Below are 23,783 nucleotides of genomic sequence, written 5' to 3'. Positions count from 1 at the left end.
TCACTCCTCTCAACGAGCAGCAAATACTCTGAGCTGCCGCTTCTCAAGCCACCCGAGACGGCAGGTTTTTCGCGCTAATCTTTCGGCAAAGAGCTTCTCGTATAGCTCTCTCCCCATTACAACGGGCCTACGCCTGGTACTAATCTGGAACGAAAGCCTCATACTTAATAGAAAATAGTATACTACCTCTACGCAGGCTTGTGTTCGTTCTTCACTATTTCAAAGTACACCAACAGATTCTATGCAATACCTTATCTACTCATTTTTTCGCACAAAAACAGGGGAAATCTTAATACTTTTTTAATACGCATGCGGCCTACACAGAAACATCGACAGCATCTGCGTGGCATGGTACAATAAGCAAACTATACCAGGAAAGGGGTACACCCAATGCGAGAACGCCTCGCTGAAGCTATTCAGCTCCGCGAAACAGGCCGTGCAAAGCAAGATCAGGCCATTCTGGAACAGGCCAAAACGTTGCTTCTAGAGCTTGCTGAAGCGTATCCCGATGATGCAGAAATCATCTTTCAAACAGCCGTGGTTCATGACAATCTGGGGCTGGAACGCGAATCCATTCCCTACTATCTCAAAGCCCTTGATCTCGGGCTCGCTGGCCCAGACCTTGAACGAGCGTTACTCGGCCTGGGAAGCACCTACAGAGGATTGGGAGAATATCAAAAAGCGGTAGAGACGCTTCGCCGGGGCGTCCGCGAATTCCCCGAAAACCGGGCGCTTCAGACGTTCCTGGCAATGGCGCTGTATAACACAGGAGCCTATCGCGAGGCGATGGAGATTGTGTTAACGAACCTGCTGGAAACCACAACTGATGAGAAGCTTCAGTACTTCAAGCGTGGACTCCTGTACTACGCTCAGCATCTCGATGAAACATGGTAAAAAAAAGGGGGAGGCTTCCCGGTAAAAAAGGGAGCTCTCCCCTTTTTTGTCACGGTTTCTCAGGTTAGATGAGCAACAACAGGTGCAAAAGGCTCCAGCACATGGGCATCTACATAGACAAAAAAAATAGGAGAGACATACTTATTTCTCCCCTACCTTTTTTTTGACCCAATAAAATTACCACTATCTATTTGCAGAATGGTTTTGTGAAGTGCTATAGATATCGTATGGAAACCAGAGACCTTTTTTCGCTCAATTTCTCAAGTCAGGACTGCCCATCTCGTCGAGCGCTGGATCTGATTACAGATAAGTGGACGCCGCTTGTCATCTCGATTCTTGCGACTGGTCCTTGTCGCTACATGAATATCAAGCGGCAAATTGGTGGCATCACCCAGAAAATGCTGACCCAGACATTACGCAAAATGGAGGATGAAGGGCTCGCCACACGCACTGTCTACCCGACATCACCGCCAACGGTCGAATATGCGCTTACGCCACTCGGCAAAACGCTTGTTGAGCCAATCCAGAGCTTGCTTGATTGGGCACGTACCTACGGTCTACAAATGAACTCCATCCGTCCCCTTGTAGAAGAGTACCCACAATAATGAGAAACCGCCTCTCTCGGTGAAGGGAGAAGCGGCTTCTCATTCGTGACACGAGCATTATGAGGGGGTTTCAACTTCGCGCATAGGCAGTTTTAAGAATGGTATGACCTTCTCTGCAAGTACCTGTAACGTTTCATAATCGTTCAGGTACAACATCACAATAAAATACTGGATGCCACAATCGACCAGTGCCTGAAAAGAGGGAATAATCTCCTCCGGCGTTCCGGCCATTGTCGCTGAGCGCATGAAGTCCCGATAACCGAGCGGGTCGGCTTCTCGTTTGGCCTTAACCCGTTCAGGCGATTCCGCCAGTAGCAGCAGGCTGATATAACTCCGCAGAATCGCACGATAATCGCGCCCGACGCTCTCGCAATGCTTCCGAAGCGCCTTCAGCTTTCGTTTCACATCTTCAAGTGTGAATGCCTTGCCAACAAGGGCATGTGCCATAAAGTTCGACATATCGGCATAGTATGCAACTTGACGAAGGGTTGTCCGCTCGCCACCACCACCAATCAAGAGCGGGATAGAAGGGCGTTGTATAGGCCCTGGTTGGATGATTGCATTCTCCAGATGGCCGGTCTTTCCCTGAAACGTCACCGGCTCACCCGTCCAGAGACGCCGCACAAGATAGACTGTCTCTTCAAGCCACTCCTGTCGCTCACGCACCCCTGGCAAAGGAAGACCGAAATTCCTGATTTCTTCCTCCATGTCACCAATGCCGACGCCCAGAATCAGGCGACCATTGCTCAAGCGATCGATATCAGCACTCAGCCGAGCCAGCATCCAGGGCGGGCGGAACAGCACGCAACTGACAGCGACACCCAGGCGAATCGTTTTCGTCGCCTGCGAGAGCGCGCCAAGCGTCGTCCTGCAATCCATAAAACCCAGGCCAGGATGATCGCTCAACCAGAACGCGTCATACCCAAGCGCCTCAACGGCCTGCGCAAAGTCCCGATACTGGCTCCAATCGGCCCCGGGATCGTTGAGCAGGACTCCAAACCGGGGATGCTCAGATATTTGTGCTACCCAGGGATGAGGCACATTCTGAGCCCGTACACTAGAAAAAAGCCTCATTACTTACTCCCCCTACAAGTATCTGTAACACATACACATTTAGAAGTATAACAGATAAATAGAAAAGAGTGAATAGATATGCAGATGTAAGAGGAAGTAACCATATAAAAAGAAAAACAGCACAATGATTTGAGGGAAGTGAACATGCAAACAGGAGTAGAATATATTCTACAAAAAAACAACAGGATAGCGAAACCAAAAGGGCAGCGGAGGCGCTCCTGCTGCCCTTCCCCGATTACTGATGTCCTTCGGGCCAGGTTCCCATCACCTGCCGTAAGATGGCGAACTCGCCGATATGGTACGCGTTGTGATCGGCCACAGTCAGGATTTCTTGCAGGATGTTCTGACCATCGCCATGCGGAATAGGCGCATACAGGTCGGTTTTGGGATCATCGATAATGGCGACCAGTGCTCGCTGATCGGCATGAAAAGACGCGATCGTGGCTTCCCAACCCTCCCGGTCGGTCAGGGCATCGGGGGCAGGCCAGTAGCCCGAGGGCCATGCAGGCGCAATATAGTTCGGATTGCGAATGAAATCCAGAATATCCCATTGAGCAATGCGAATATGCTCAAGGAGATGCCACGGCGTATAGGAGACATTGGGCGGCCTTTGATTCATCTGTTCTGCTGGAAATGCGGCGACCGCATCATCAAAGGTCATATGTGCATTGCCTTTGAGCAAGAGTGTGCGAAGTTGCTGGCGGAGGACCTCATCACTTGACATACGTTCTCCCTTTCTTTCTTTCTCAGAGCCATAGTATGTGGGCAAAAAGGCGGGTGTGTCGGCTCTATTGCTGACCTTGGCCCTTTCCCCTCTTCTTCTTATCATACAACACCCTGAAGGCATACGGCTGCTTCTTCTCTCGCGATAAAAGGAGTAGTATAAATTAGGATAGGAGTTACAGGTTCATTGCTTGCAAAAATTCAGAGAGTACAGTATACTCTGACATAGAGAAAAGTGGTGCGATGAATACATTTTGGGGGTGTATATGGATATTCTCTTAGAAGCAGCGTGGGTGGCCGCCAGGGCAGAGGACCAATGGCGTGAATATCAGGTAAATCGCTGTATTGCTGCTTTTGTAATGGGAAACCCAAGGGTGCTTGAGGAGGTCAAGAAGCTGGCCCAGAACGACAACAGGCTTGCTGCGCTGGCTCAGGTGAAGCTAGAGCAGTATTTTCCTGATGTGTGGGGGCAAGGGGAGGAGGAATAAAGTTGTAATCTTTCCGGGAGGCTGTGGCGGTGAGGCTCATTCTCCTGAAGACGCAGGTTGATACAGGCGTTCGCAAAAGCAAGAAAGAATGCTACAGGCATTTCCCCACTGAACGCGACACATGCGTCACTGAGCAAGCAGGTAACGTTTCAGCGCTGGATCACGTGATACCCTTTGAACTTTGAATGCTCCGATGCCGGAGATGGCTGTTCTGCTTGTGTTTTTGGAGGACGCTGTGAAACGTGTTGCTGTTCTCAATCGGAAGGCGGCGCTCGGGCCGCAGGTGACGGATGGAGCCGCGCTAGAACGTGATTTGCGGGCGCGGGTGCGTGGCGAAGTGCGCTTTGACAGAGGGAGCCGGGCGCTTTATACAACCGATGCGTCCAATTATCGACAGGTGCCCATCGGGGTTGTGCTTCCTCGCGACGCTGATGACGTGGTGGCAACGGTCGAGCTTTGTCGACGCTATGGCGCTCCAGTGCTTGCACGCGGTGGTGGTACGAGTCTGGCGGGGCAGTGCTGTAATGCTGCCGTCATTATTGATATGTCAAAGTACATGAATAACCTGCTCGAACTTGATGTAGAGCGACGTCGAGCGCGGGTGCAGCCCGGACTGATTCTGGATGATTTGCGAAGTGCGGCGGAGCGCTATCATCTGACGTTCGGTCCCGATCCTGCTACCCATAATCATTGTACGCTTGGCGGCATGATCGGGAATAACTCATGCGGGGTGCATGCGTTGATGGCGGGAAAAACCGCTGATAACGTGGAAGAGCTTGAGATCCTGACCTATGATGGTATTCGCATGCGGGTCGGGAAAACCGAGGATGACGAGCTTGAGCGTCTGATACAGACGACCGATAGGCGAGGGGAGATCTATGCACGGCTCAAGCAACTGCGTGATACCTATGGTGGCTTGATTCGCGGGCGCTTTCCAGATATTCCGCGGCGCGTTTCCGGCTATAATCTGGATCAGCTTTTGCCGGAGCATGGCTTTCATGTCGCGCGGGCACTGGTGGGAAGCGAATCGACCTGTGCGCTTGTGCTGGAAGCAACCGTGCGTCTTGTCAGCAGCCCGCCTGCTCGTACGCTGCTGGTGCTCGGTTACCCGGACATCTATACAGGGTGCGACCAGATACCGGGGATGCTGACCTTCCAGCCGATCGGGCTTGAGGGCTTTGATGAGCTGCTGATCCATGATCTGGAGAAGAAGGGGCTGCATGCGGAGGAGGTCGCGCAGTTCCCGCGAGGGCGTGGCTGGTTGCTCGTCGAATTTGGCGGGGAGGACCAGCGGGAAGCAGATGGCCGGGCACAGCGGCTCATCGAGTGGCTGCAAGGTCGGAGCGTGACACCAGATATCAGATACTTTCATGATCCCGCACAGCAGAAGCTGGCCTGGTCCGTGCGTGAATCGGCTCTGGGTGCGACCTCGTTTGTTCCAGGGGAAGCGCCGACATGGCCCGGTTGGGAGGATTCGGCTGTCCCTCCCGAACGGCTTGGTGCGTATCTGCGTGAGTTGCGGCACTTGCTCGATTCCTTTCACTACAGAGGGAGTTTTTACGGGCACTTCGGGCAGGGCTGTTTGCACTCGCGTATCAACTTTGATCTTGAGACAAAGCGAGGGATAGAGACGTTTCATGCTTTCCTTGAGCGTGCAACCGATCTGGTGCTGAAATATGGCGGCTCGCTGTCGGGTGAGCATGGTGACGGGCAGGCGCGGGCCGAGTTTCTGCCGAAGATGTTCGGGAATGAGCTTGTAGAGGCTTTTCGTGAGTTCAAGGCGATCTGGGACCCGGATTGGAAGCTGAACCCGGGCAAGCTGGTTGATCCGTACAGGGCTGATGAGAACCTGCGGCTTGGCACTGCCTATAATCCAATGCCCGTCGAGACGCATTTTCAGTTTCCCGATGATGAGGGGAGCTTTGCACGTGCGACTTTGCGCTGTGTGGGCGTGGGCAAGTGCCGCCGCCTGGAAAGCGGGACGATGTGCCCGAGCTTCATGGTAACGCGTGAAGAGGAGCACACGACTCGCGGACGGGCGCGGTTGCTGTTTGAGATGATGCAGGGTGATCCGCTGTCGCAGGGCTGGCGGAGCGAGAAGGTACGCGAGGCACTTGACCTCTGCCTGGCATGCAAGGGCTGTAAGGGCGATTGTCCCGTCAATGTGGATATGGCGACCTACAAGGCAGAGTTTCTCTCGCACTATTATCAGGGGCGGCTTCGACCCCGGACGGCGTATTCGATGGGGCTGATTTACTGGTGGGCGCGGCTTGCCTCGCACATGCCCCGAATCGTGAATTTTGTGACGCAAGCGCCCGGGCTGAGTTCGCTTGTGAAGCTGGTCGGTGGTTTTGCTCAGGAACGGCAAGTGCCTCTGTTTGCCGCGCAGACGTTCAAGCGCTGGTTCCAGCATCGGGGCACGCGCAGGACCGAGGGCACGCGTGTGGTGCTGTGGCCGGATACCTTTCACAATTATCTGAAGCCGGAAGCTGCTCGGGCCGCTGTAGAGGTGCTCGAAGCTGCTGGTTGTCAGGTTGTGGTACCGCGTCAGTCGCTGTGTTGTGGGCGTCCGCTCTATGATTATGGGTTTCTCGATCAGGCGAAGCGGTTGGTGCGTCAGATTCTCGATACGCTTGCGCCCGAGATTGAGGCCGGGGTACCTGTGGTCGTGCTGGAGCCGAGTTGTGCGGCTGTCTTTCGCGACGAATTGCGAAATCTCTTTCCGCATGATGAAAATGCGAAACGGTTAAGTCAACAGACGATGCTTTTAAGCGAGTTTTTAGAGCAACAGGGATACAACGTGCCGAAGCTCCAACGGAAGGCGCTTGTTCATGGGCATTGTCATCATAAGGCGATTATGAAGTTGCGCGATGAAGAGGCCATTTTGCGGAAGCTCGGGCTTGATTTTCAGGTGCTTGATTCAGGCTGCTGCGGCATGGCGGGCGCATTCGGCTTTGAAAAGGATCACTATGCGATCTCGATGAAGGTCGGTGAGCGGGTACTGTTGCCTGCGGTGCGTCAGGCCGAGGATGAGACGCTGATAATTGCTGATGGTTTTAGCTGTCGAGAGCAGATAGAGCAAACGACTGAACGTCGCGCCTTGCATCTGGCCCAGGTAATCCAGATGGCGTTGCATGGTGGGCAGGAAGTGCATGAACCTGCTCCTGAACGCTCGCGAGTGCTTCCGCTGGCGTTGTTGAGTGGGGCACTGGCTCTGGGTGGCCTGCTGGTATGGAGACAATGGCGTAAGCGGTAAGAGGTGTTCTCTGGCTCCTGGAGCGGGGCCAGAGAACGTGTGATGGATGAATCAACGTACCAGTCTACCGATCGACACAGCCTAGCACTACGTCGGTACTGCCGATAATGGCGATTGCATCGCTGATCTTGTGCCCGCGGAGCATCTCCGACAGGATTTGCAGGTTCACAAATGATGGGGCGCGCATTTTCATTCGCCACGGATATTCACTGCCGTCGCTGATGAAGTAAAAACCATACTCGCCACGACTGTTTTCGATGGCAAAGTAGGTCTCGCCGCGTTGTGGGCGCAGGGCGACGGGGACACGAGCGGAGATCGGCCCCGGTGGCAATCGATCAATTGCGATCCGGCATAGGCGGATGCTTTCGCGCATCTCCATCATCCGTACCATATTACGAGCAAAGCAGTCACCTTCCTGCCGAATCTGCACATTGACCGGTATCTCGCGATAGGCCATGTAGGGCCGGTGGACGCGCAGATCCCAGTTAATGCCGCTTGCGCGGGCCATCGGGCCGGTCAGACCGTAAGCAATGGCGCGATTGGCATCAATGAAGCCGATACCCTGCGTGCGAGCAAGAAAGATCTCGTTGCCGTTCAGTAGCGTATCTAGCTCGTCGATGTTCTTTTCCAGACGCTCCAAAAAGGCTTCACATTCCTGAAGCCAGCCTTTTGGAATGTCATGCAACACGCCGCCGACACGATTGTAGTTCACGGTGAAACGGCTGCCTGCTAGCGCTTCAAACAGGCCCAGGATACCCTCGCGATCGCGGAACGTCCAGAGGATCGGTGTGAATGCGCCAAGATCCATCCCGTAGGTACCAATTGCGATCAGGTGGCTGGCAATGCGTTGAAGCTCTCCCACGATCAGACGAATATACTGCGCTCGACGGGGGATCTCAAGCCCCATTGCCTGCTCGACGGTACCTACATAGGCAATTTCGCAGAGCATGGGCGAAAGATAATCCGAATTATCGGTATAGCGAATGCCCTGCATATAGGTACGATTCTCGAAGATTTTTTCCATGCCGCGATGCAGGTATCCGATGATAGGTGTGCATCCGACGATCGTTTCTCCCTCAAGCTTCACAATCAGGCGTAACACCCCGTGCGTGCTGGGATGCTGCGGGCCCATATTCAGCAGCATCTCTTCTGAAGGAGCCTCGGTGATAACGCCCGAAGGAACCTGACCGTATGTTACTTTTTCTTCTCGCATTAACGCTCTCCCGCAGTATGGATAGCGAGTCCCTGTTTCAGGATCTTCTCGCGCAACTTGAGGATACCTTCAATTAATTGTTCGGGCCTGGGCGGACAGCCGGGCACATAGACATCAACGGGCACAATAGTATCTACGCCTTGAACCGTGTAATAGCTGTCATAAAACTCTCCTGCCGAGTTGGCGCATTGTCCCATACTGAGCACCCATTTCGGTTCAGGCATCTGCTCCCAGAGCAGGCGCAAACGAGGCCCCATCTTGATTGAGACGGTTCCGGCAACGATCATCAGATCTGCCTGACGCGGGCTCGAACGGAACACCTCGGAGCCGAAGCGCGAGAGATCATAGTGGGACTGTGCCGCTGCCATCATCTCGATTGCGCAACAGGCCAGGCCGTAGCTCAGAGGCCAGACGGAGCGCGAGCGCGGCCAGTTCTGTGCCCATAAGAGCATGTCGGCCATGCTGGTTAACTGGACATTTGGTTCCTGGTCGCCTGGTCGGTATTCATAGGGACCGCGGGCCATGCGTAAAGGGACAGGCTTTCGTTGCCCCGGATAGGTCACCGGATCCTGATCGGGATGGTGCTGGGTCATTGAATAAGCTCCTCCTTACAAGAAAAGGGGAAAGATGAGATAAAAGGCACAAGATTACTCCTCACACGCAAGGGAAGGGTAAAATGTAACACCCTGATGGCAGGGAAGGGGAGACACTCGGTTGAACCTGCCATGCTCTGCCAACGTGTGAAAGAGTGTGGGGTCATCTCCTGTTGAAAGGGAAAATGAGCGAAAGTGAAGTATTCAGGAGGTACGTTCTATGCCTGTTCCGAGGACAATCCAGAACTCAGAAGAACATGCACAGCGAATATGGGAAGAAGCCCATAAGAATGCTGTGAAGACATATGGAGAGGGAGGACGTGCATATCATGTGGCCTATGCGGCGCTGAAACACGAGTATGAGAAGCAAGGCGATCGTTGGGTACGAAAGGCGGAAAAGGGGCCTTCTGATCCTCAAGCTGCGCGTGGGCCGACGACCGAGCATACATCCTATGGTGAGCCGCCTGCCCCGACGGCACGAGGCAAGGTTGTGGAGCCGAAAGAGACGCCAAAGGCTAAGAAGGAAGCGAAGGCAAAAGCAAGAGAGGCGCAGAAAGAGGCTGCCGAAGCCAGAAAGCACCGTTGAGAACGGAACGCAGGGCGCTGAGCTCTCTCAACGCCCTGCTGTTTGCCTGGTTTCGCGAAAACACGCTTATTTTTCGGGCTTATGGCTGGCTGATGGCAGGGTTCTGTGCAGCGTGCCATAGGATTGTGAGCTTATGGCCGCACCCGGCGCAGACTGCGTTTCCAGCACTTGCCGCTGCATACGGCGTACGGTCGGCGAAAGCAGGCCCCCGATGCCAAAAAGGACGCATCCCAGGCCAGAAATGGTAAGCAGCCAGGATGATGAGAGCGGACCGAGTAAGAAACTACTGGCGACCGCTCCAAGCGGCTTGGCTGCTGCTGCGAGTGCCCAATAGGTGCCGAAGACCTGCCCTTGAAGCTCTGCCGGGATCAGGCGCTGTAGAAAAGCTGTCTGCACCGGCTTAAAGGGCGCCCAGCCCGCGCCAGCCAGAATCAGCAGAGCGATAGCAATTGGTTGCGAGATCATCGGTAGCAGCAGAGCAGTAAATGCGCCCCAACTGATCGCGACAAGCATCTGAATGGTTCCAGGTTTCATACGCGTAAGCAGGTAGTCCGTAAAGGGGAGAGCAAAGAGTGTGCCAATGCCCATACTTATCAATAAAAAGGCGTATCCAGTGGCCCCGGTGTGTAGCTCTTTATCACAGTAGAATGGTAGGGCCAGCTCGAAGGGGCCAAAAAGGAAGTAGAGACCCAGGGTAAAGAAAGTGAGCCAGCGGGCCTCTTTGAGGCGCATGAGCGGCCCAAAACCAAGCCAGTACTTGTAGAGAATCTGCTTTAGTGGCACTGGCTGGCGCTTCAGCGAGGGGAGCAGCCAGCTTAGCAGGGCCATCATCAAGAAGCTGAGTATGCCCGGGATCAGAACCCAGGAACTCCTCGGACCCGCCAGCGCGCCGACCCCCAGAAGCGGCCCGACCAGCGCGGCCAGCGGCACGTTCATCTGAAGCCAGGAATAAGCGTTTTCAAGCTCGGCTTCCGCCACCAGGTGCGGTAACAGAATGCGCATGCCGGTCTCGGTGGCAGGTGTCAGCGCGCCGAAAAGAAATGCGATCAGATAGATGTACCAGAGATGCAGGCAGCCGAGAGCCGCCAGAAGTGGGATTGAACCCATACATAGAGCCAGCATCAGATTATCCAGCATGATAATGACACGCGGCTGAAAACGATCAAGGAGTAAACCAAGCAGCGGGCCTGTGACAATGCCCGGAAGTAAAAGACAGAGGAAGATAAAACCGGTAGAAACGCCAGAACTAGTAAACTGCAACACGTACCAGGGCAGTGCAACATGCATGATCTTGAATCCCAGATGAAACATGCCAAGCCCCAGCCATAAGCGCCTGAATGGTCGATGACGCAGCGGCTCCATTTTTAACATCCACAACACCACAACCCCTCACTTTCCACCACACCTCGTCCCCATTGGAACACCGCTTATGTACGATATGGCTTTGAGGAATTCACATAAAACGATTGCGTACACTTCACTTTTTATTGATCAGGTGACACCTCTGGAGCCTATGTGAAAGCTAGCTTCCAGGCTCTTCTCTCTATTATAAAATCAACTGCAAATACTGTATCTTTATCTATTGATTGAGTAATGATTGATTACAACTGCTCGGGCTCACCGCTTCAGGAATTCCTGCTCATTCACACGGACAGCGGCAAATTGTAATAAAACCGGTTCAGCAAGTCGAGGCGGTATTGCATGCTTTTCAGAGAACACTGTGTTATATCTGGAAAGAAGCGCCCCTATATCGATGTAGGGCAGGATCTCCTGCCGGAAGATATCAAGGATCTTGCCCTGATATCCCTGTTGGAGACACGCATAAAGCGCCAGCCGCGTTTCATCTACTTCTCCCACGCATTCAAAAGGGCGGTGCCCGGATTTCCCCATAAGCTGAAAAAAGGTGTCCTGCACCTCTTGCTGATCGAACAGGTTCTCGTTAAAGAGGTTGACGCGCAAATAAGCGAGCGTGCTTAACCAGACATAGATGCACTTCGGGCACCGTTTACACCAGGGCTTGGTGATATTGCAGGAGTGGGTGGTGCGAATGTGCTGCTGCTCATCGCGGAGCAGTTGGAAGATCAGAAAATCGTAGATCGGCTTCAGGATGCTGAAGACGTGCAGGTTGCTCAGAAGGTGGCGCTGAATGTAGCGATTCAGGACGTGCTCGGCTTCCAGGCTCTTGCCCCATTGATGGTTGACGAAGCGCTGCTCTTCCTCCCAGAAAAAGTTCTCGCTGTCGGCTCCCTGTTCATGACCCAGACAGAGGAAGGTATAGCCATAGTTGAGCAATATAGGAAGCGTTGCAAAAATACTGCAAGGAGTTTCAGGGGCGCAAAACGTGGTAACAGGGCCCGGAAACTGTTCCAAAACGTGCGGCTGATGCAGAAAGGTATCATGCAGTGAGAAGCGGTGCTGACGGGCCACGGAACAGCAACGAACCATCTCGTCAATCAGCGCGTGCTGAGGCTGCGTGGGCCCATAGCAGGAATGGGCGTACTGGGTCACAGCATAGGGTTCGCCGATGCGCTCCAGCAGCTTCATGACTGCAAGACTGTCTTTGCCACCGCCACAGCTCACAAGAAGCGATGGTTCGTGTGTCTCGATGGGATGCGGCATGCGTGCTGAGGGCGCGGGGTCGGGCACAATGGTCGGCCCGGGATAGTGAGCAAGCCCGTTCTCCCAACGGTGCTGTGCGAAAATCTCCTGATAGAGCAGTTTGAACAGCGCAATCGTCTCTTCGGTGCATGTCCAGGGCGTAATATCATAGATGTGAGGGGCCAGGGAACAGTATTTCATCCCCTCAAAAAAGGCGATATGAAAGGCTATTGCATCGATCAGCCGTGCGCCGTACCTCTTTTTAAGAGTATCCAGTTGTACATCATGATAGTGAATGGTCGTTTTAAAGGGGCGAGCATCAAGGCTGTGGCGAATGATGATCTGATCTGACGTCAGTTGAATAGCTTCCAGCCGGAGCAGCGGCATCCGATACCTCATTTCTCTGTAGGAAAGAAAGAGCCCCCCTTTTTTGCTTATACAGGAAAGGGGACAACAATAACTATCGTTTCAATTGAAAATTCTGAAACGTTCGCGGCTTTTGTTCGGGCAGAAATGGGCTATAGGGATCCGATTCTTCGGATACGATGCGAAGAGAAAGTTCACAAAGAGGAATATCAGGCATTCGGAACAGGGAAATGATGCCGCGCCAGTGTGTGCCGTTGGTATGCTGGAACCGCCAGAGGCTGCTTGCGCTGTATGTCCGGCTTTCAGCAGCGAGCAGGTGCCAGCCGTTCTGCTTGAACTGCTCGTTAAAATGCTCAAGCAGCGAAGGCGTGTCGTACGTTGGGGCTTCCGGAAGTTGCAACGTCATCGAAGAATGGGCTTCATAATCTGACCAGCCCGAGCCGTTCTGCTGAATCTGACTGCCAGGAGGCGCCAGCAGCACGGGAAGCGGTGAGGCATGGTCTGTATGGTGAGGTTGATATGGGCGCATGTGTAAATCGAGGAGGAGACGGACAGGCGTTGGCGGCCCTTGCCTTATGATGTGAAGCGTGAGTGAGGGGCCTTGTGGCCCTTGAAGATATTGAAGGTTCAGGGCAGGAGAGTCACCTGCAAAGCCGCCTATGGGGAAGTGTGATGGGGCCTCCTGCCAGCCCGCTGCTTGCATCTGCTCTCGATAAAAGGTGAGCGTGGCATCCGGGGAAAGCGGTGAATCGAACAGAATGGTAGCTGTCTGCTCGTCTGCCTGCACTGAACCGAACACCCGGCTCTCGTCCGGTAGGGGAAGCTTTCCCTGTAAAGCGGGTATTACCGTGCCGACATACAATTGAGAAGCTGTTCCTCCGAAACTATAGAAGCTGCTTGCCAACCGCTGAGCCAGCTCCAGCAGCAGCGTTTCGCGCTCATTATTCTCCATCATAGCCTCTCTTTTGGTTGCTATAGTGATAGGTTTAATTGCGTTTCTTTCTATGTATTATATCATAATGGTGAGGTTAGATCCTTCTCCTGATTTTTGCAAGTGAGGCTTCACGCAAACAGAAGGATAGGGCAGAGAGTACCTCTGCTCTATCCTCCTTTTTATGGATCACACCTCTTTTTCAAGTACCTGCCATGATGCCTCACTGGTCGCGAACAGGCTGCCAATTGTCGCGATCGCCAGACAAAAGACCGTCATTCCGCCTACCAGCAGCCACCAGTGCGCATTGCTGATGAGCGGAATCCAGGAGAAGAACAGGCTATCGATAATAGCGACGAGGCAGGCCAGCGGGCCTACAATACTCGATAGGACAAGTACCCACATTGGAAAGATGCGTTTTTTGTGAAATGCGGCTTTATCACGGAAATAAAGTAACATCAGGTTAATGAAGAAGAAGGCCGTCGAAATAGCCCAGATCAGCGTGACACTGGCCTGCGAAATATTGTAAATCTCAAGGGCCAGGCTCTCGGGACTACTCAGGCTAAAGATGTAGGGTATGACCATAAACGCAATAAGCGTAAAAATGATGGATGCAGCCGTCTGCAAGACAATCGCTCGAGCCGGGACGCGATGCCGATTCAGGAAGCTAATTTTTGGCGGGAGCCGCAGGTCAACGCCGCCCACGAAGAGCAGGCGCGAAAAGCTATGGTTGTAGGCGACGACGATCACGATGAAGTAAACCATGATGCAGAGGGCAACGATTGTGCCTGCCCAGGATCCCAGGACGGTTTGCACCGTGCTAATCAGCGAGAAGCCGCCAACTGCACCCGCTTCGGCTCCCTGAACGATCAGCAGGGAGGCGGTGGCGATCAGATAGAAGACGATCACAAGCAGCGTGCCCCAGAAGAGATGACGGGTAATCGCCTTCTGCTCGCGCACCTCGCCAGCCATGTTGAGCGGAACCTCGGTTCCCAGGTAGGCCAGCGTGACGAGTCCGAACAGGTTGATATTGCCGTGCGCGGGATCCCAGTTGATGGCCCATTGACTCGGGTCGGCAAAATTGGTCGCCGAAGCGTGGCCAGTAAGTAGCCAGATTGGACCGGAAATACCTACCAGAAAGACGGCCACAAAAATGAGGAGAACCGCGCCATTAATCAAATACTGTACCATTTTCAGGCGTTGCATCGCCAGAAAGGCACTCAGGAGCAAGATGCAGATCAGGATAAGGCCCTGCTGCCAGGGCTCGGTAAGCCAGTCGCTATGCAGTCCTTGCAGTAACGTAATGACAGTATCGGAGGCCGACACCATCACCAGCGAGGCAGGCATCCAGGAGCAGAACCCTACAAAGAAGCTCCAGTAGCCGCCTAGCGTGTGGTGCGTCCAGTTATACAATGAGCCCTCATGCGGAAACATGTGTGCAAGCTGAGCCGTTGCGATCGCACAGGGAATGAAAAATGTGATCGCTCCAAGCAGCAAATAGGTAAACGCTGAAGCACCACCAGAGGCCGCGATAGCAGCGTTGACGATGAAGAAGATAATCACAAGATAGGTAGCCGTCATTCCGAACGTGGTGAGCACGGGCGGCATGACCTTACGTGTATACTCTTCTGAGTAGAGCGGTTGTGCTCTTTCAGGGGTATGAATTTGGGCCATAGCTCCTCCTTTTGGGCTACTTCCAGAGGGTAAGCAGCGTCAGACAGGCTGTGATCCCGGCCAGCCAGCAGGATGCAAGCAGCAAATCGTTCCCGCTCGAAATTGGAGGGAGGTCTTCTGGGCGAGGAATCAGCTTCACTCGACTTTCGTACTCATCCTCTTCTGCGAACGCGGCGAACATCTGAGCCATCGGGTCAATGGCGGGCTCATCCTCATGATTGAGCAGGTAGTTGAGATCGCGCACAAGCGCTGTCGCGCTCTGATATCGACGGTTAATATCGGGATGAAGGCCCTGCATCAGGAGATCGTTCAACGGAACTGAAATCGTTTGATTGAGCTTCCGAGGCGAGATGAGATGTCCTCTTTCGGGTGCAAGTCCTGTCAGGGCATGATAGGCCGTTGCCAGGAGCGCATAGAGGTCGGCACGGGGATCGAGCGGCGTTCCCTCGGGCATTGCGTAGGGTGGGAGCTGTTCTGGCGGCATCGGTGAAAGGTAGCGGTGCGCTCTGCCGGCAAGAAAGGCAGAAAAGTGTAACAGATGCCATTGTTTGCTTTGTTGTTCCACAATGATGGCATGTGGCGAAATGCGCCCGTGTATCAGGGAATGGGATTCCAGTTTTTGAAGTTGTTCTGCTACCTGTAGACAGCCCTCAAGCACTTCCTGCTCGCTCAGGTGCCGCTTGCGCTGAATCTGAGAAGCAAGCGTCTCACCAGAGGGCACATGAAAGACGAAGAAGGTGCGCCCATATTCGCTAAAGGCATCGATCAGCCTGGCAGCGCCTGTGAGCGTCCCTGCCAGTGAGAGCATGCGGGCCATCAGCCGTGTGAGGCTTTGCAGGGTATCGCGGTTGTTCTCTGGAAGCATGACCTCGGTGATGAAGACATGCGTATTGATGCCCTGCGCCAGCCAGTTTGTTTCGTAGCTGTTGTAGAGCCATATCTGAGTGCTGAGAGATGAGAGCAGGCGATAGCGACTATTGTGAAGATATGTTCCCGGTTGTAGCTTCGCTTCAGCCTGAGAGCAGGTGAACATGCCAGAGCCAGGCAACAAGCCGCTTGGAGAGGCTTGCCAGATGGCTTTGGAGTCACCAGGTACCATTTGCATCAAAGAATCAGGTTGTGTGCTTGTCCTCTGGACCTTCTGTGGTGGCGCTTCAAGAGCAGTCAATTTAGGACGGGCCGGAAAGCGAGTTGCCAGGCCACAATGAGGGCACGCGCTTCGTTTGTCTGGCAGCTCACGTCCGCAGCGTGGACACATCGTCATGGTTCTTCCCCTTTTCTCCTGGCTAGAATAGTGCGTAGTAGTAAGAAAATTGAATGAGAAAACCAGGAACAGACCCCGAGGCTGCAATCACATTTTTTACTGGTAATAAATGTGTAATGCAACGGTGATAGCGAATTCTCTGTTTCTTTAAATAAATATATGCATAGGGTGTAAGCCCTGTCAATGGATGCTACCACTTTTTGCTACTAAAGAAGTAGAGAAAATTATGTAGATAGCTTGTATGTTTGAAATGTGAAAAAGAGTGCACATTTGTTGCTCAAATGTAATACATATGGAAGGAAGGAACCCACAACCAGAAGAGTTGCTTCTTCCGGTTGTGAGCATAATACATCCTGTTCGAGATGCGCGTTTAGCTGGTAATTTGCTGAAGGAGTTCTTTGTCAGAGATGTCGGACTTGATGGTCTTCTGACCAATGAAGAAGATCACGACCCCGACCAGCATCGAGAGGATTGCAATCGCTGCAATCAGTATTTGCCATTGAGTGAGCTCAATATTGCTGGCCCACGGGGAGATAAAAATGACGACCATACCGACAGCACTGGCAATGGTGCCAAGAACCGAACAGAGGTAGAACACCCAGTCGGGAGCCAGCTTCACCCGCTTGAACTCTTCGTGATACATACGGCGAATAATGATGACATCAATAAAGAGGATCATCATTGAAATGCACCATATAACAGTGACTGCTGCCTGAAGAATCCAGTAAATGGATGATGAGAGGTCAGCCGGTGACGCGGTTTGAATAGCATAAGGAATGATCAGGAAGACCAGTGCAGCGATAACGGCGGCAATGATGCTCTGAACCAGCACTGCTACCCAGGGAACTTTGTTTGCGTTCACCTTACTGATGACTGCTGGCAGGCGGCGATCAAGGCCAGAGACAAACAGCAGGCGACCAAACGAGTAGTTGTAGACGGCGGTGTTAAAGAGAAAGAAGCCAATAAAGATGATATTGACTATAGTGCTCACGATCTGACCGGCTGGTCCGAATCCGTTGCGAACCGCCTCGACCATTGCTGCCGGGCTGTTCTGGTGCTCGACGGGCACGGCAACCATAACGCCGAATGTGCCGATGAGGTAGCCAATCATGACTACGGCGGAGCCCCAGAGCAGATAGCGCGTGATGGAGCGAGTATTCTGGACCTCGACCCCCATGTTCAGTGGCACCTCAACTCCGAGCAAGCCCAGAATGACTGTGCCATAGAAGGTGAAGGTGTGCACCTGTGGGAACCAGTTTGAGGGCGAGTAATCAACGTGAGCCGGTGTGCCACCCAACAGCGTCAATATGCCTGCAATGCCGATAAGCAGGATTGCGCCACCATAAGCGACAAAAATGATGTTGACTACGTTCTGCGTGGCACGGAAGCGCAAAATAGAGAGCAGAAACGAGAAGGCAATAACGGCAATAATGACAACGCCCTGTTGCCACGGCTCGGTCAGGAAGGCCGGGTTCATTTGCTGAATCAGAGTGACGACTGCATCACTTGTGGCGATCATAACCAGCATAGCAGGCCACCAGGCACAGAAGCCTGCCAGGAAGCCCATAAAGGGACCAAAGGCTTTATGAGTCCAGACGTAGATAGAACCCTCGCCCGGGAACATCAGGCCAAGCTGTCCGGTGACGATAGCGCCGGGAATAAGGAAGGTCAGAAATCCCAGAATCCAGTAAAAATATGCTGCTGGTCCTGCCCCAGAAGCGAGACCGGCTGAGTTACTGATAAAGAGGACTATGGCAACAAAAATAGCGATCATATCGAAGGAGTTCAGCACTTTCGGCAAGATTCCTCCTGCGATACGCTCTGAGCGCAGCTCGTTCTCGGCTGCACTGCTCACAGGTGTTTCCATACATGTTACCTCTCTCACTATATTCTGTCCGCTTGCTCCAATCCTTCAGGTGAGATGAAGTGATAGTGATACAAGCGGGTATGGCGTTCTCTCACGAGAAGAGTCAGAATCTCCTTTAGTTACATGCTTCCACTGAAATGAGCGACTTTTTCTTATCTACAGCCCTGACATAACTACTCGTCCCTTCCCAGAGAAATCGCCAATAGACAGAAATATCATAAATGGATATTCCTATCATGTCAAGTGCTTCTCTCAAAGAAGAGAGTACATTGTATAGAAGTACCCTCTTTCCTATTCCTTCTTATTGTAATGAAACTTATGCCTATTATACATACCTTGTTGTGTACATATGTGAAAATCTGTGATGACAATGTTTCTGCATTGTTGCTTCTGCTGGCTGATCGCTTTTTGCAAAGGCATGAAAGGGTAAACAAGCTTCTTTTACCGAAGCAGATGTAGAGAGAAGAAATGGGGAGATATATTCTTGATATTGAGGAAAGCCAGGCTTCCTGGGTCTTAGAAGAAGCTGCATCCGGGAATTGCCGAACGAAGAACAGCGTTTTGTTGCCTTCAATATACGCTTGAGCGTGAATAGCCTGCATTGCGCTGGATATTTTGGTCAGGCCTGTGGGCCCCTTTTTTGCGCATGTGAAGCAAGAAGAAAGCAGCAGAAATGACTCTCACTTCCTCTTTTTTTAGCAGGGAAAATACGTTGTTTTTCCCCTTGACTTTTGGCATCGGTTCACTGTATATTTCTGAGAGGATAGATAAATGACTGTTTACAATCAAATGGTCATATAGTTAAAGGAGGATAGACGGTTGACTCCGCAGGGGGGAAATGGGCGCGAACGTTCAAAGAGACAAGAGAGGGCTTTGCGCATCCTGGATGCAGCAGCAGCACTGATAGAGCGTTGGGGCTACCAGAAAACCACACTCGATGATATCTCGAAGCAATCCGGCGTGCCGAGAGCGACAATGTATCTGCACTGGAGAACTCGCGAAGACCTTTTGCGGGCGCTGATACAGCGTGAGCATATTGCTATGGGCGAGGAGCTGAGAGAGCGGATTCTAGCTGATCCCGAGGGCGCGACAATTTCAGGTGGACTGAAACATACGGCGTTGCTGATCATGCAGCGTCCCTTGCTTCGGGCGCTCATCATGCGTGATATTGAGATGCTGGACAAGATGGCACACGAAGAGGTAAACGGAGAGTCGCGGGTGAAGCGTATGGCTGGCTTTCAATTTTATCTGGAATTTCTGCGAGATCATGGCCTGGTGCGCAGCGATATGGATGTGAAGGCTCAGGTATACGCCTATAGTGCAATCTGTTTGGGATTTTTCCTGGCACAGTCATTTCTTCCTGAAGGCTACCAGTTACCAGATGAAGAAATAGCTGAATTGTTGGCGCTATCGGTTGAACGTGTGCTTGGCTCTATGGATCCCGTTGCCCCTGAGGAACTCGAAGCCGCTACAACAACCTTTATACACTATCTCGATAGTTCGCTTGCAGAAGCAAAAGAACGATTTCAACAAGAACTAGAATGAGCATACTGGAGAAACGACAATGAACGGTGAAGTACATCTTCCCCTGGTTTTAGCCCTTGATGATCCGGCGGCCACGCTTGAGCGGGTTGGCGGAAAAGGGGCTTCACTGGCTCGTCTGGCCGCGGCAGGGCTACCTGTGCCCGCTGGTTTTCATGTGACCACGACGGCCTATCAGCGCTTTGTGCAGGAGCAAGGTTTGCAGGGGGAGATTCTGGCGGCAGTTTCTTCGATCTCAATCGATCAGCCGGCGACGCTTGAAGCCGCTTCTCAGCGCATTTCGTTGCTGTTTGCGCAGCATTCCATTCCGGCTGATATTGCTGCGGCCATTCGTCAGGCCTATGCCGAACTTGGTGGGGGAGCGGTTGCAGTGCGTTCGTCAGCAACCGCTGAGGATCTGCCTGAGATGTCGTTTGCCGGTCAGCAGGAGACATACCTGAACATGCAGGGTGAGGATATGGTGCTTGAAGCCGTGAAGAGCTGTTGGGCCTCGCTCTGGACTGCTCGGGCGATTGGTTATCGGGCCCGGCACAATATCGCACCTGAAGATGTGAGCCTGGCTGTGGTGGTACAGAGGCTGGTTCCAGCCGATGCTGCAGGCATTCTTTTTACGGTAAACCCGTTGACCGCAGCTCATGAACAGGTAATGATAAATGCTGCCTGGGGACTGGGTGAGGCAATTGTTGGCGGGCAGGTGACGCCCGATACCCTGGTTGTCGATAAGGAGAGCGGGGAAGTTGTAGAGCGGCAAATTAGTTCAAAAGATGTGATGACGGTGCGAACTGCTGAGGGCACCCATGAAGAGCCTGTTCCGCTTGAGAAGCGCACTCAGCCGGTGCTCAGCGCGAAACAGGTAGCAGAATTGGTCCGCCTGGGCATGCAAGTTGAGCAACTGTACAAGCAGCCAATGGATATTGAATGGGCGCTGCATGAGGAGCATTTCTTCCTTGTGCAGGCTCGACCGATTACTGCTCTACCGGAGCCTGCCGCGCCCCGTGAGTGGAAGCTTCCCAAAGCAAACGGGCGTTATATGCGCAGTAGTGTGATTGAACTGATGCCGGACCCGCTTTCGCCGCTCTTTACCACGCTTGGCCTGCCTGCCTGGAATCGGGTGTACAAGCAACTGGGTGAGGAACTGGGCCTGAGTTTTCTCTACAATGATTCGTTTCTCACGACTGTGAATGGATACGCGTACTATGATCTTTCCGCTTTAAATGTCCGTTTTAAAGATGGCGTGCGGATCATAACTCTCTCGCTGAAGGAGCTTTTTAAGCTGCTCAAGACCGCTCAAAAACGCCTGGAGGAAGACGCGCGACCCAGGTATGCAGCGTTGAGCCAGCAATGGGAGGCGGTTGACCTCCAGCAGGAGTCGGCTGCACGTTTGCTGGAAGGAGTGACGGAGCTGGTGAAGGTAGCATCCGAGTATTACCTGACGATCCAGAGCGGTGTGCTCCCATCAGCATATATGAGTGAGGCTGCCTTTACAGCTTTCTATGAGCGGCTGATCCGACGGCGAAATGATCCGCCCGCTTTGACCTTTCTGTTAGGCTTTACAAGCGAGCCGATACGGGCCGAGCAAGCGTTGTATGATCTGGCGCGTTGGGCCAGTACGCAGCCTCGCCTTGCTGATGTGTTGTTACAATTATCAAGCGAGCAGTTTCGTGAAGTCTACCAGGCGGATGCGCTGGCGGGCGTCGATACCGACATCTGGCAGTCATTCCGTGAGCGCTTCATTGCGCATCTGAAGCGCTTCGGGCACGCGATCTATGATCTTGATTTCGCGAAACCAGTTCCGGCAGATGATCCCGCGACGCTGTTTGAGACGCTGAAGTTTTTCTTGAGTGGTGAGGCGCCGAACCCGTATGATCGACAGAACGAGGCGCAGATGCGGCGTGAACGGGCAACACTGATTGTGCTGACACGCTTGAAGCGCGGTCCGCGTCTGGCGGCGTTCAAGAAGTTGCTGAAGTGGGCGCAAACGCTTGCTCCGTTGCGTGAAGATGGGTTGGCTGATGTCGGGCTTGGCTGGCCGGTTGTACGAAAGATGTTACGGGAGATCGGGCGGCGTCTGGTGCGGTCTCGCGCGCTGGCTACCGAGGATGACGTGTTCTGGTTGACCCTGTCTGAACTTCAGCAGGCCGTCAGCTTGCTTGATCACGGCCAGACACCAGAAAGCTATCAGGACATCGTGAGCAAGCGACGAGCGACATGGAAGAGTCAGAGTACAATGAATCCGCCTGTGGCGCTTCCTCAGAAGGGAGGCACGCGTGTTCTGGGTATGGATTTTGCTCGCTTCATGCCTGCTCGAACTGAACAGGAAAGTCATGATGTATTAAAAGGTGTGGGAGCAAGCCCGGGGCGGGTCACCGGCACTGCACGCGTGATTCATGGTCCGGATGAGTTCCAGCAGATGCAACAGGGGGATATTCTGGTTGCTCGTATCACAACTCCGGCCTGGACTCCACTGTTTGCGCTGGCAAGCGGGGTGATTACGGATGTCGGCGGCCCGCTCAGCCATAGCTCGATTGTGGCGCGCGAATATCATATCCCTGCTGTGCTTGGTACGGGCATGGCTACCGAGCGGCTACGCAGCGGGCAACGTGTGACCGTGAATGGTGATGTCGGTACAGTGACGATTCATGAGAAGTAGCGCTCTATTCTGGCTAAAAACGAGGGGACCTTTTCTGAAAGAGGCCCTTAAAAGTGCGTAAAATGGTCCTGATTGAAGGGGAGCTGCTACCCCATTTTTGTGATGCTCAGTTTGGAAAGGTCAGTTTCATGTTAGACAAACTTTCGACTATACAGGATGTTGAGCATTCGTACAAATATTACCAGATCATGCGTGATACTCAGCCGGTCTGGTATGACGAGCAAACTCGTTCATGGAATGTCTTTCGCTATCAGGATGTGTATACTGTCGTCACTGATTATCAGCGTTTCTCTTCGCAGATGAAGGCATCGCGCTCGCTCGATCGGGTGCTTGAGAACGAGAGCAGAATAAAATTGGGCAAGGCGCTTACCCGGTTGGACCCGCCGATGCATCGTCGGTATCGCAATCTTGTTTCTCCTGCGTTTACACCTCGGGCGCTCTCCCGGCTCTCCGGGCGAATCGAGGCTATCAGTCAGGAATTGCTGGATCAAGTGCGGGCGGCGGGGAAGATGGAATTTGTCGCCGATTTTGCGTATCCGCTGCCGACAATTGTGATTGCTGAGATGATCGGCGTCCCGACTTCTGATCGTCCGCTGTTCCGACGTTGGGCCGATGAACTGCTGAACAGCCAGATCCAGAGAGCGGAGGAGCCTCATGACGGGGACTCAAACGTGCGGCGCATGGTAGATGTGTTTGCGGAGATGAGCGAGTACTTTGATCACATGCTGGAAGAGAGGCGGCGTCATCCTCGCAACGATATGATGAGCGAGCTCCTGGCGGTCGAACTTGATGGCGAGCGGCTGAGTACCGAGGACACCATCAGCTTTTGTATCACGCTGTTGTTAGCGGGCCATGTTACAACGCTGAACTTGCTCAGTCTGGCGATCTATTGTTTCCACACACATCCAGATGCGATGGAGCGGCTTCGCAAGCAGCCCGAGTTGATGCCTGGTGCTATTGAAGAAGTCCTGCGCTATATGTCGCCGGTGCGGGCGCTCAGGCGAGTCACAGCGGCTGATGTGACGCTTGGTGATGTGACGATTCCGAAAAATGCCCAGGTGTTTGCCTGGTTGGCTTCGGCCAATTACGATGAGCGCCAATTTGCTGAGCCAGAACGTTTTGATATTACGCGTGAGCCGAATAAACATCTGAGTTTCGGGCATGGTGTGCATTTCTGCATCGGTGCTCCGCTTGCACGAATGGAAGCAGGAATTGCTCTGCCGATGATCCTACAGCAATTGCCTGAACTCCGCATTGAGACAGATCAGCCGCTAGAGCTGCTGGAAGGCTCGGGGATTCTTGGTTTTAAGCGCTTGCCTGTTACCTTTACCGCTTCGGCGTAGCCCGGAAAGCGCAACGAGTCTGCGGGAGGGGGAAGGGATCCCTTCTCCCGCTTTTTTGTTGCCTCTTGTGAAGATAAGGCAAATTAGTGTACACTACAAGAAGATCGTTTGTCGTA

Annotated in this window: 18 protein-coding genes; 8 read left to right on the top strand and 10 right to left on the bottom strand. The window is 53.1% G+C overall.

Annotated elements, in window-relative coordinates; translation table 11 throughout:
* The first annotated feature begins 390 nt into the window (after positions 1–390).
* Both KTH_RS06580 and KTH_RS06575 read left to right on the top strand, forming a co-directional pair.
* Entirely contained in the window at positions 391–894 is a 504-nt protein-coding gene (locus KTH_RS06580) for a tetratricopeptide repeat protein (RefSeq protein WP_111321951.1), read from the top strand.
* Between the two features lie 227 nt (positions 895–1,121).
* A complete protein-coding gene (locus KTH_RS06575; protein ID WP_111321950.1) occupies positions 1,122–1,499 on the top strand; it encodes a winged helix-turn-helix transcriptional regulator in 378 nt (125 codons plus the stop codon).
* A 57-nt stretch (positions 1,500–1,556) separates the two neighbouring features.
* Here KTH_RS06575 and KTH_RS06570 read toward each other — a convergent pair whose 3' ends face one another.
* Positions 1,557–2,573, bottom strand: coding sequence for an LLM class flavin-dependent oxidoreductase (locus tag KTH_RS06570; protein ID WP_497617346.1), 1,017 nt, complete (start codon positions 2,571–2,573; stop codon positions 1,557–1,559).
* 235 nt (positions 2,574–2,808) lie between these two features.
* Complete coding sequence (locus tag KTH_RS06565; protein WP_497617345.1) at positions 2,809–3,297, bottom strand: DinB family protein; 489 nt, start codon at positions 3,295–3,297, stop codon at positions 2,809–2,811.
* A 265-nt stretch (positions 3,298–3,562) separates the two neighbouring features.
* Here KTH_RS06565 and KTH_RS06560 point away from each other — a divergent pair, with 265 nt between their 5' ends.
* Positions 3,563–3,784, top strand: a complete 222-nt coding sequence (locus tag KTH_RS06560; RefSeq protein ID WP_111321958.1) for a hypothetical protein — start codon at positions 3,563–3,565, stop codon at positions 3,782–3,784.
* A 202-nt stretch (positions 3,785–3,986) separates the two neighbouring features.
* Positions 3,987–7,040, top strand: a complete 3,054-nt coding sequence (locus KTH_RS06555) for an FAD-binding and (Fe-S)-binding domain-containing protein (RefSeq protein WP_497617343.1) — start codon at positions 3,987–3,989, stop codon at positions 7,038–7,040.
* Positions 7,041–7,104: 64 nt separating this feature from the next.
* Here KTH_RS06555 and KTH_RS06550 read toward each other — a convergent pair whose 3' ends face one another.
* Both KTH_RS06550 and KTH_RS06545 read right to left on the bottom strand, forming a co-directional pair.
* Positions 7,105–8,253 (bottom strand): NADH-quinone oxidoreductase subunit D, encoded by a 1,149-nt coding sequence (locus KTH_RS06550; protein WP_497617342.1) that lies wholly within the window; start codon positions 8,251–8,253, stop codon positions 7,105–7,107.
* Complete coding sequence (locus KTH_RS06545; RefSeq protein ID WP_497623193.1) at positions 8,253–8,777, bottom strand: NADH-quinone oxidoreductase subunit B; 525 nt, start codon at positions 8,775–8,777, stop codon at positions 8,253–8,255. Before KTH_RS06545 ends, KTH_RS06550 begins: the two co-directional genes overlap by 1 nt.
* Before the next feature lie 289 nt (positions 8,778–9,066).
* Between KTH_RS06545 and KTH_RS06540 the strand changes: the two genes are divergently transcribed.
* Positions 9,067–9,432, top strand: a complete 366-nt coding sequence (locus KTH_RS06540; protein ID WP_497617340.1) for a ChaB family protein — start codon at positions 9,067–9,069, stop codon at positions 9,430–9,432.
* A gap of 66 nt (positions 9,433–9,498) precedes the next feature.
* Here KTH_RS06540 and KTH_RS06535 read toward each other — a convergent pair whose 3' ends face one another.
* From KTH_RS06535 to KTH_RS06510, 6 genes are all read right to left on the bottom strand, one after another.
* Positions 9,499–10,803 carry an MFS transporter gene (locus KTH_RS06535; protein ID WP_497617338.1) on the bottom strand — a complete coding sequence of 435 codons (1,305 nt, stop codon included), beginning with the start codon at positions 10,801–10,803 and terminating at the stop codon, positions 9,499–9,501.
* A 246-nt stretch (positions 10,804–11,049) separates the two neighbouring features.
* Positions 11,050–12,429, bottom strand: coding sequence for a MurL-like N-terminal domain-containing (locus KTH_RS06530; protein ID WP_497617337.1), 1,380 nt, complete (start codon positions 12,427–12,429; stop codon positions 11,050–11,052).
* Between the two features lie 61 nt (positions 12,430–12,490).
* Positions 12,491–13,351, bottom strand: coding sequence for a hypothetical protein (locus tag KTH_RS06525; protein WP_497617335.1), 861 nt, complete (start codon positions 13,349–13,351; stop codon positions 12,491–12,493).
* A 165-nt stretch (positions 13,352–13,516) separates the two neighbouring features.
* A complete protein-coding gene (locus KTH_RS06520; protein ID WP_497617334.1) occupies positions 13,517–15,001 on the bottom strand; it encodes an APC family permease in 1,485 nt (494 codons plus the stop codon).
* A gap of 16 nt (positions 15,002–15,017) precedes the next feature.
* Entirely contained in the window at positions 15,018–16,265 is a 1,248-nt protein-coding gene (locus tag KTH_RS06515; protein ID WP_497617332.1) for a hypothetical protein, read from the bottom strand.
* A gap of 370 nt (positions 16,266–16,635) precedes the next feature.
* Entirely contained in the window at positions 16,636–18,132 is a 1,497-nt protein-coding gene (locus tag KTH_RS06510) for an APC family permease (RefSeq protein ID WP_111321971.1), read from the bottom strand.
* 873 nt (positions 18,133–19,005) lie between these two features.
* On the opposite strand from KTH_RS06510, the gene KTH_RS06505 reads away from it, so the two are divergent.
* From KTH_RS06505 to KTH_RS06495, 3 genes are all read left to right on the top strand, one after another.
* Positions 19,006–19,677 (top strand): TetR/AcrR family transcriptional regulator, encoded by a 672-nt coding sequence (locus KTH_RS06505; RefSeq protein WP_497617330.1) that lies wholly within the window; start codon positions 19,006–19,008, stop codon positions 19,675–19,677.
* 19 nt (positions 19,678–19,696) lie between these two features.
* Complete coding sequence (locus KTH_RS06500) at positions 19,697–22,324, top strand: PEP/pyruvate-binding domain-containing protein (protein WP_497617329.1); 2,628 nt, start codon at positions 19,697–19,699, stop codon at positions 22,322–22,324.
* Positions 22,325–22,452: 128 nt separating this feature from the next.
* Positions 22,453–23,667 (top strand): cytochrome P450, encoded by a 1,215-nt coding sequence (locus KTH_RS06495; protein ID WP_497617327.1) that lies wholly within the window; start codon positions 22,453–22,455, stop codon positions 23,665–23,667.
* Positions 23,668–23,783 lie beyond the last annotated feature (116 nt).

It is taken from the genome of Thermosporothrix sp. COM3 (assembly GCF_059696735.1).
Note: the sequence above shows the minus strand (reverse complement) of the source record. Positions and strands in the feature narration are given on the sequence as shown.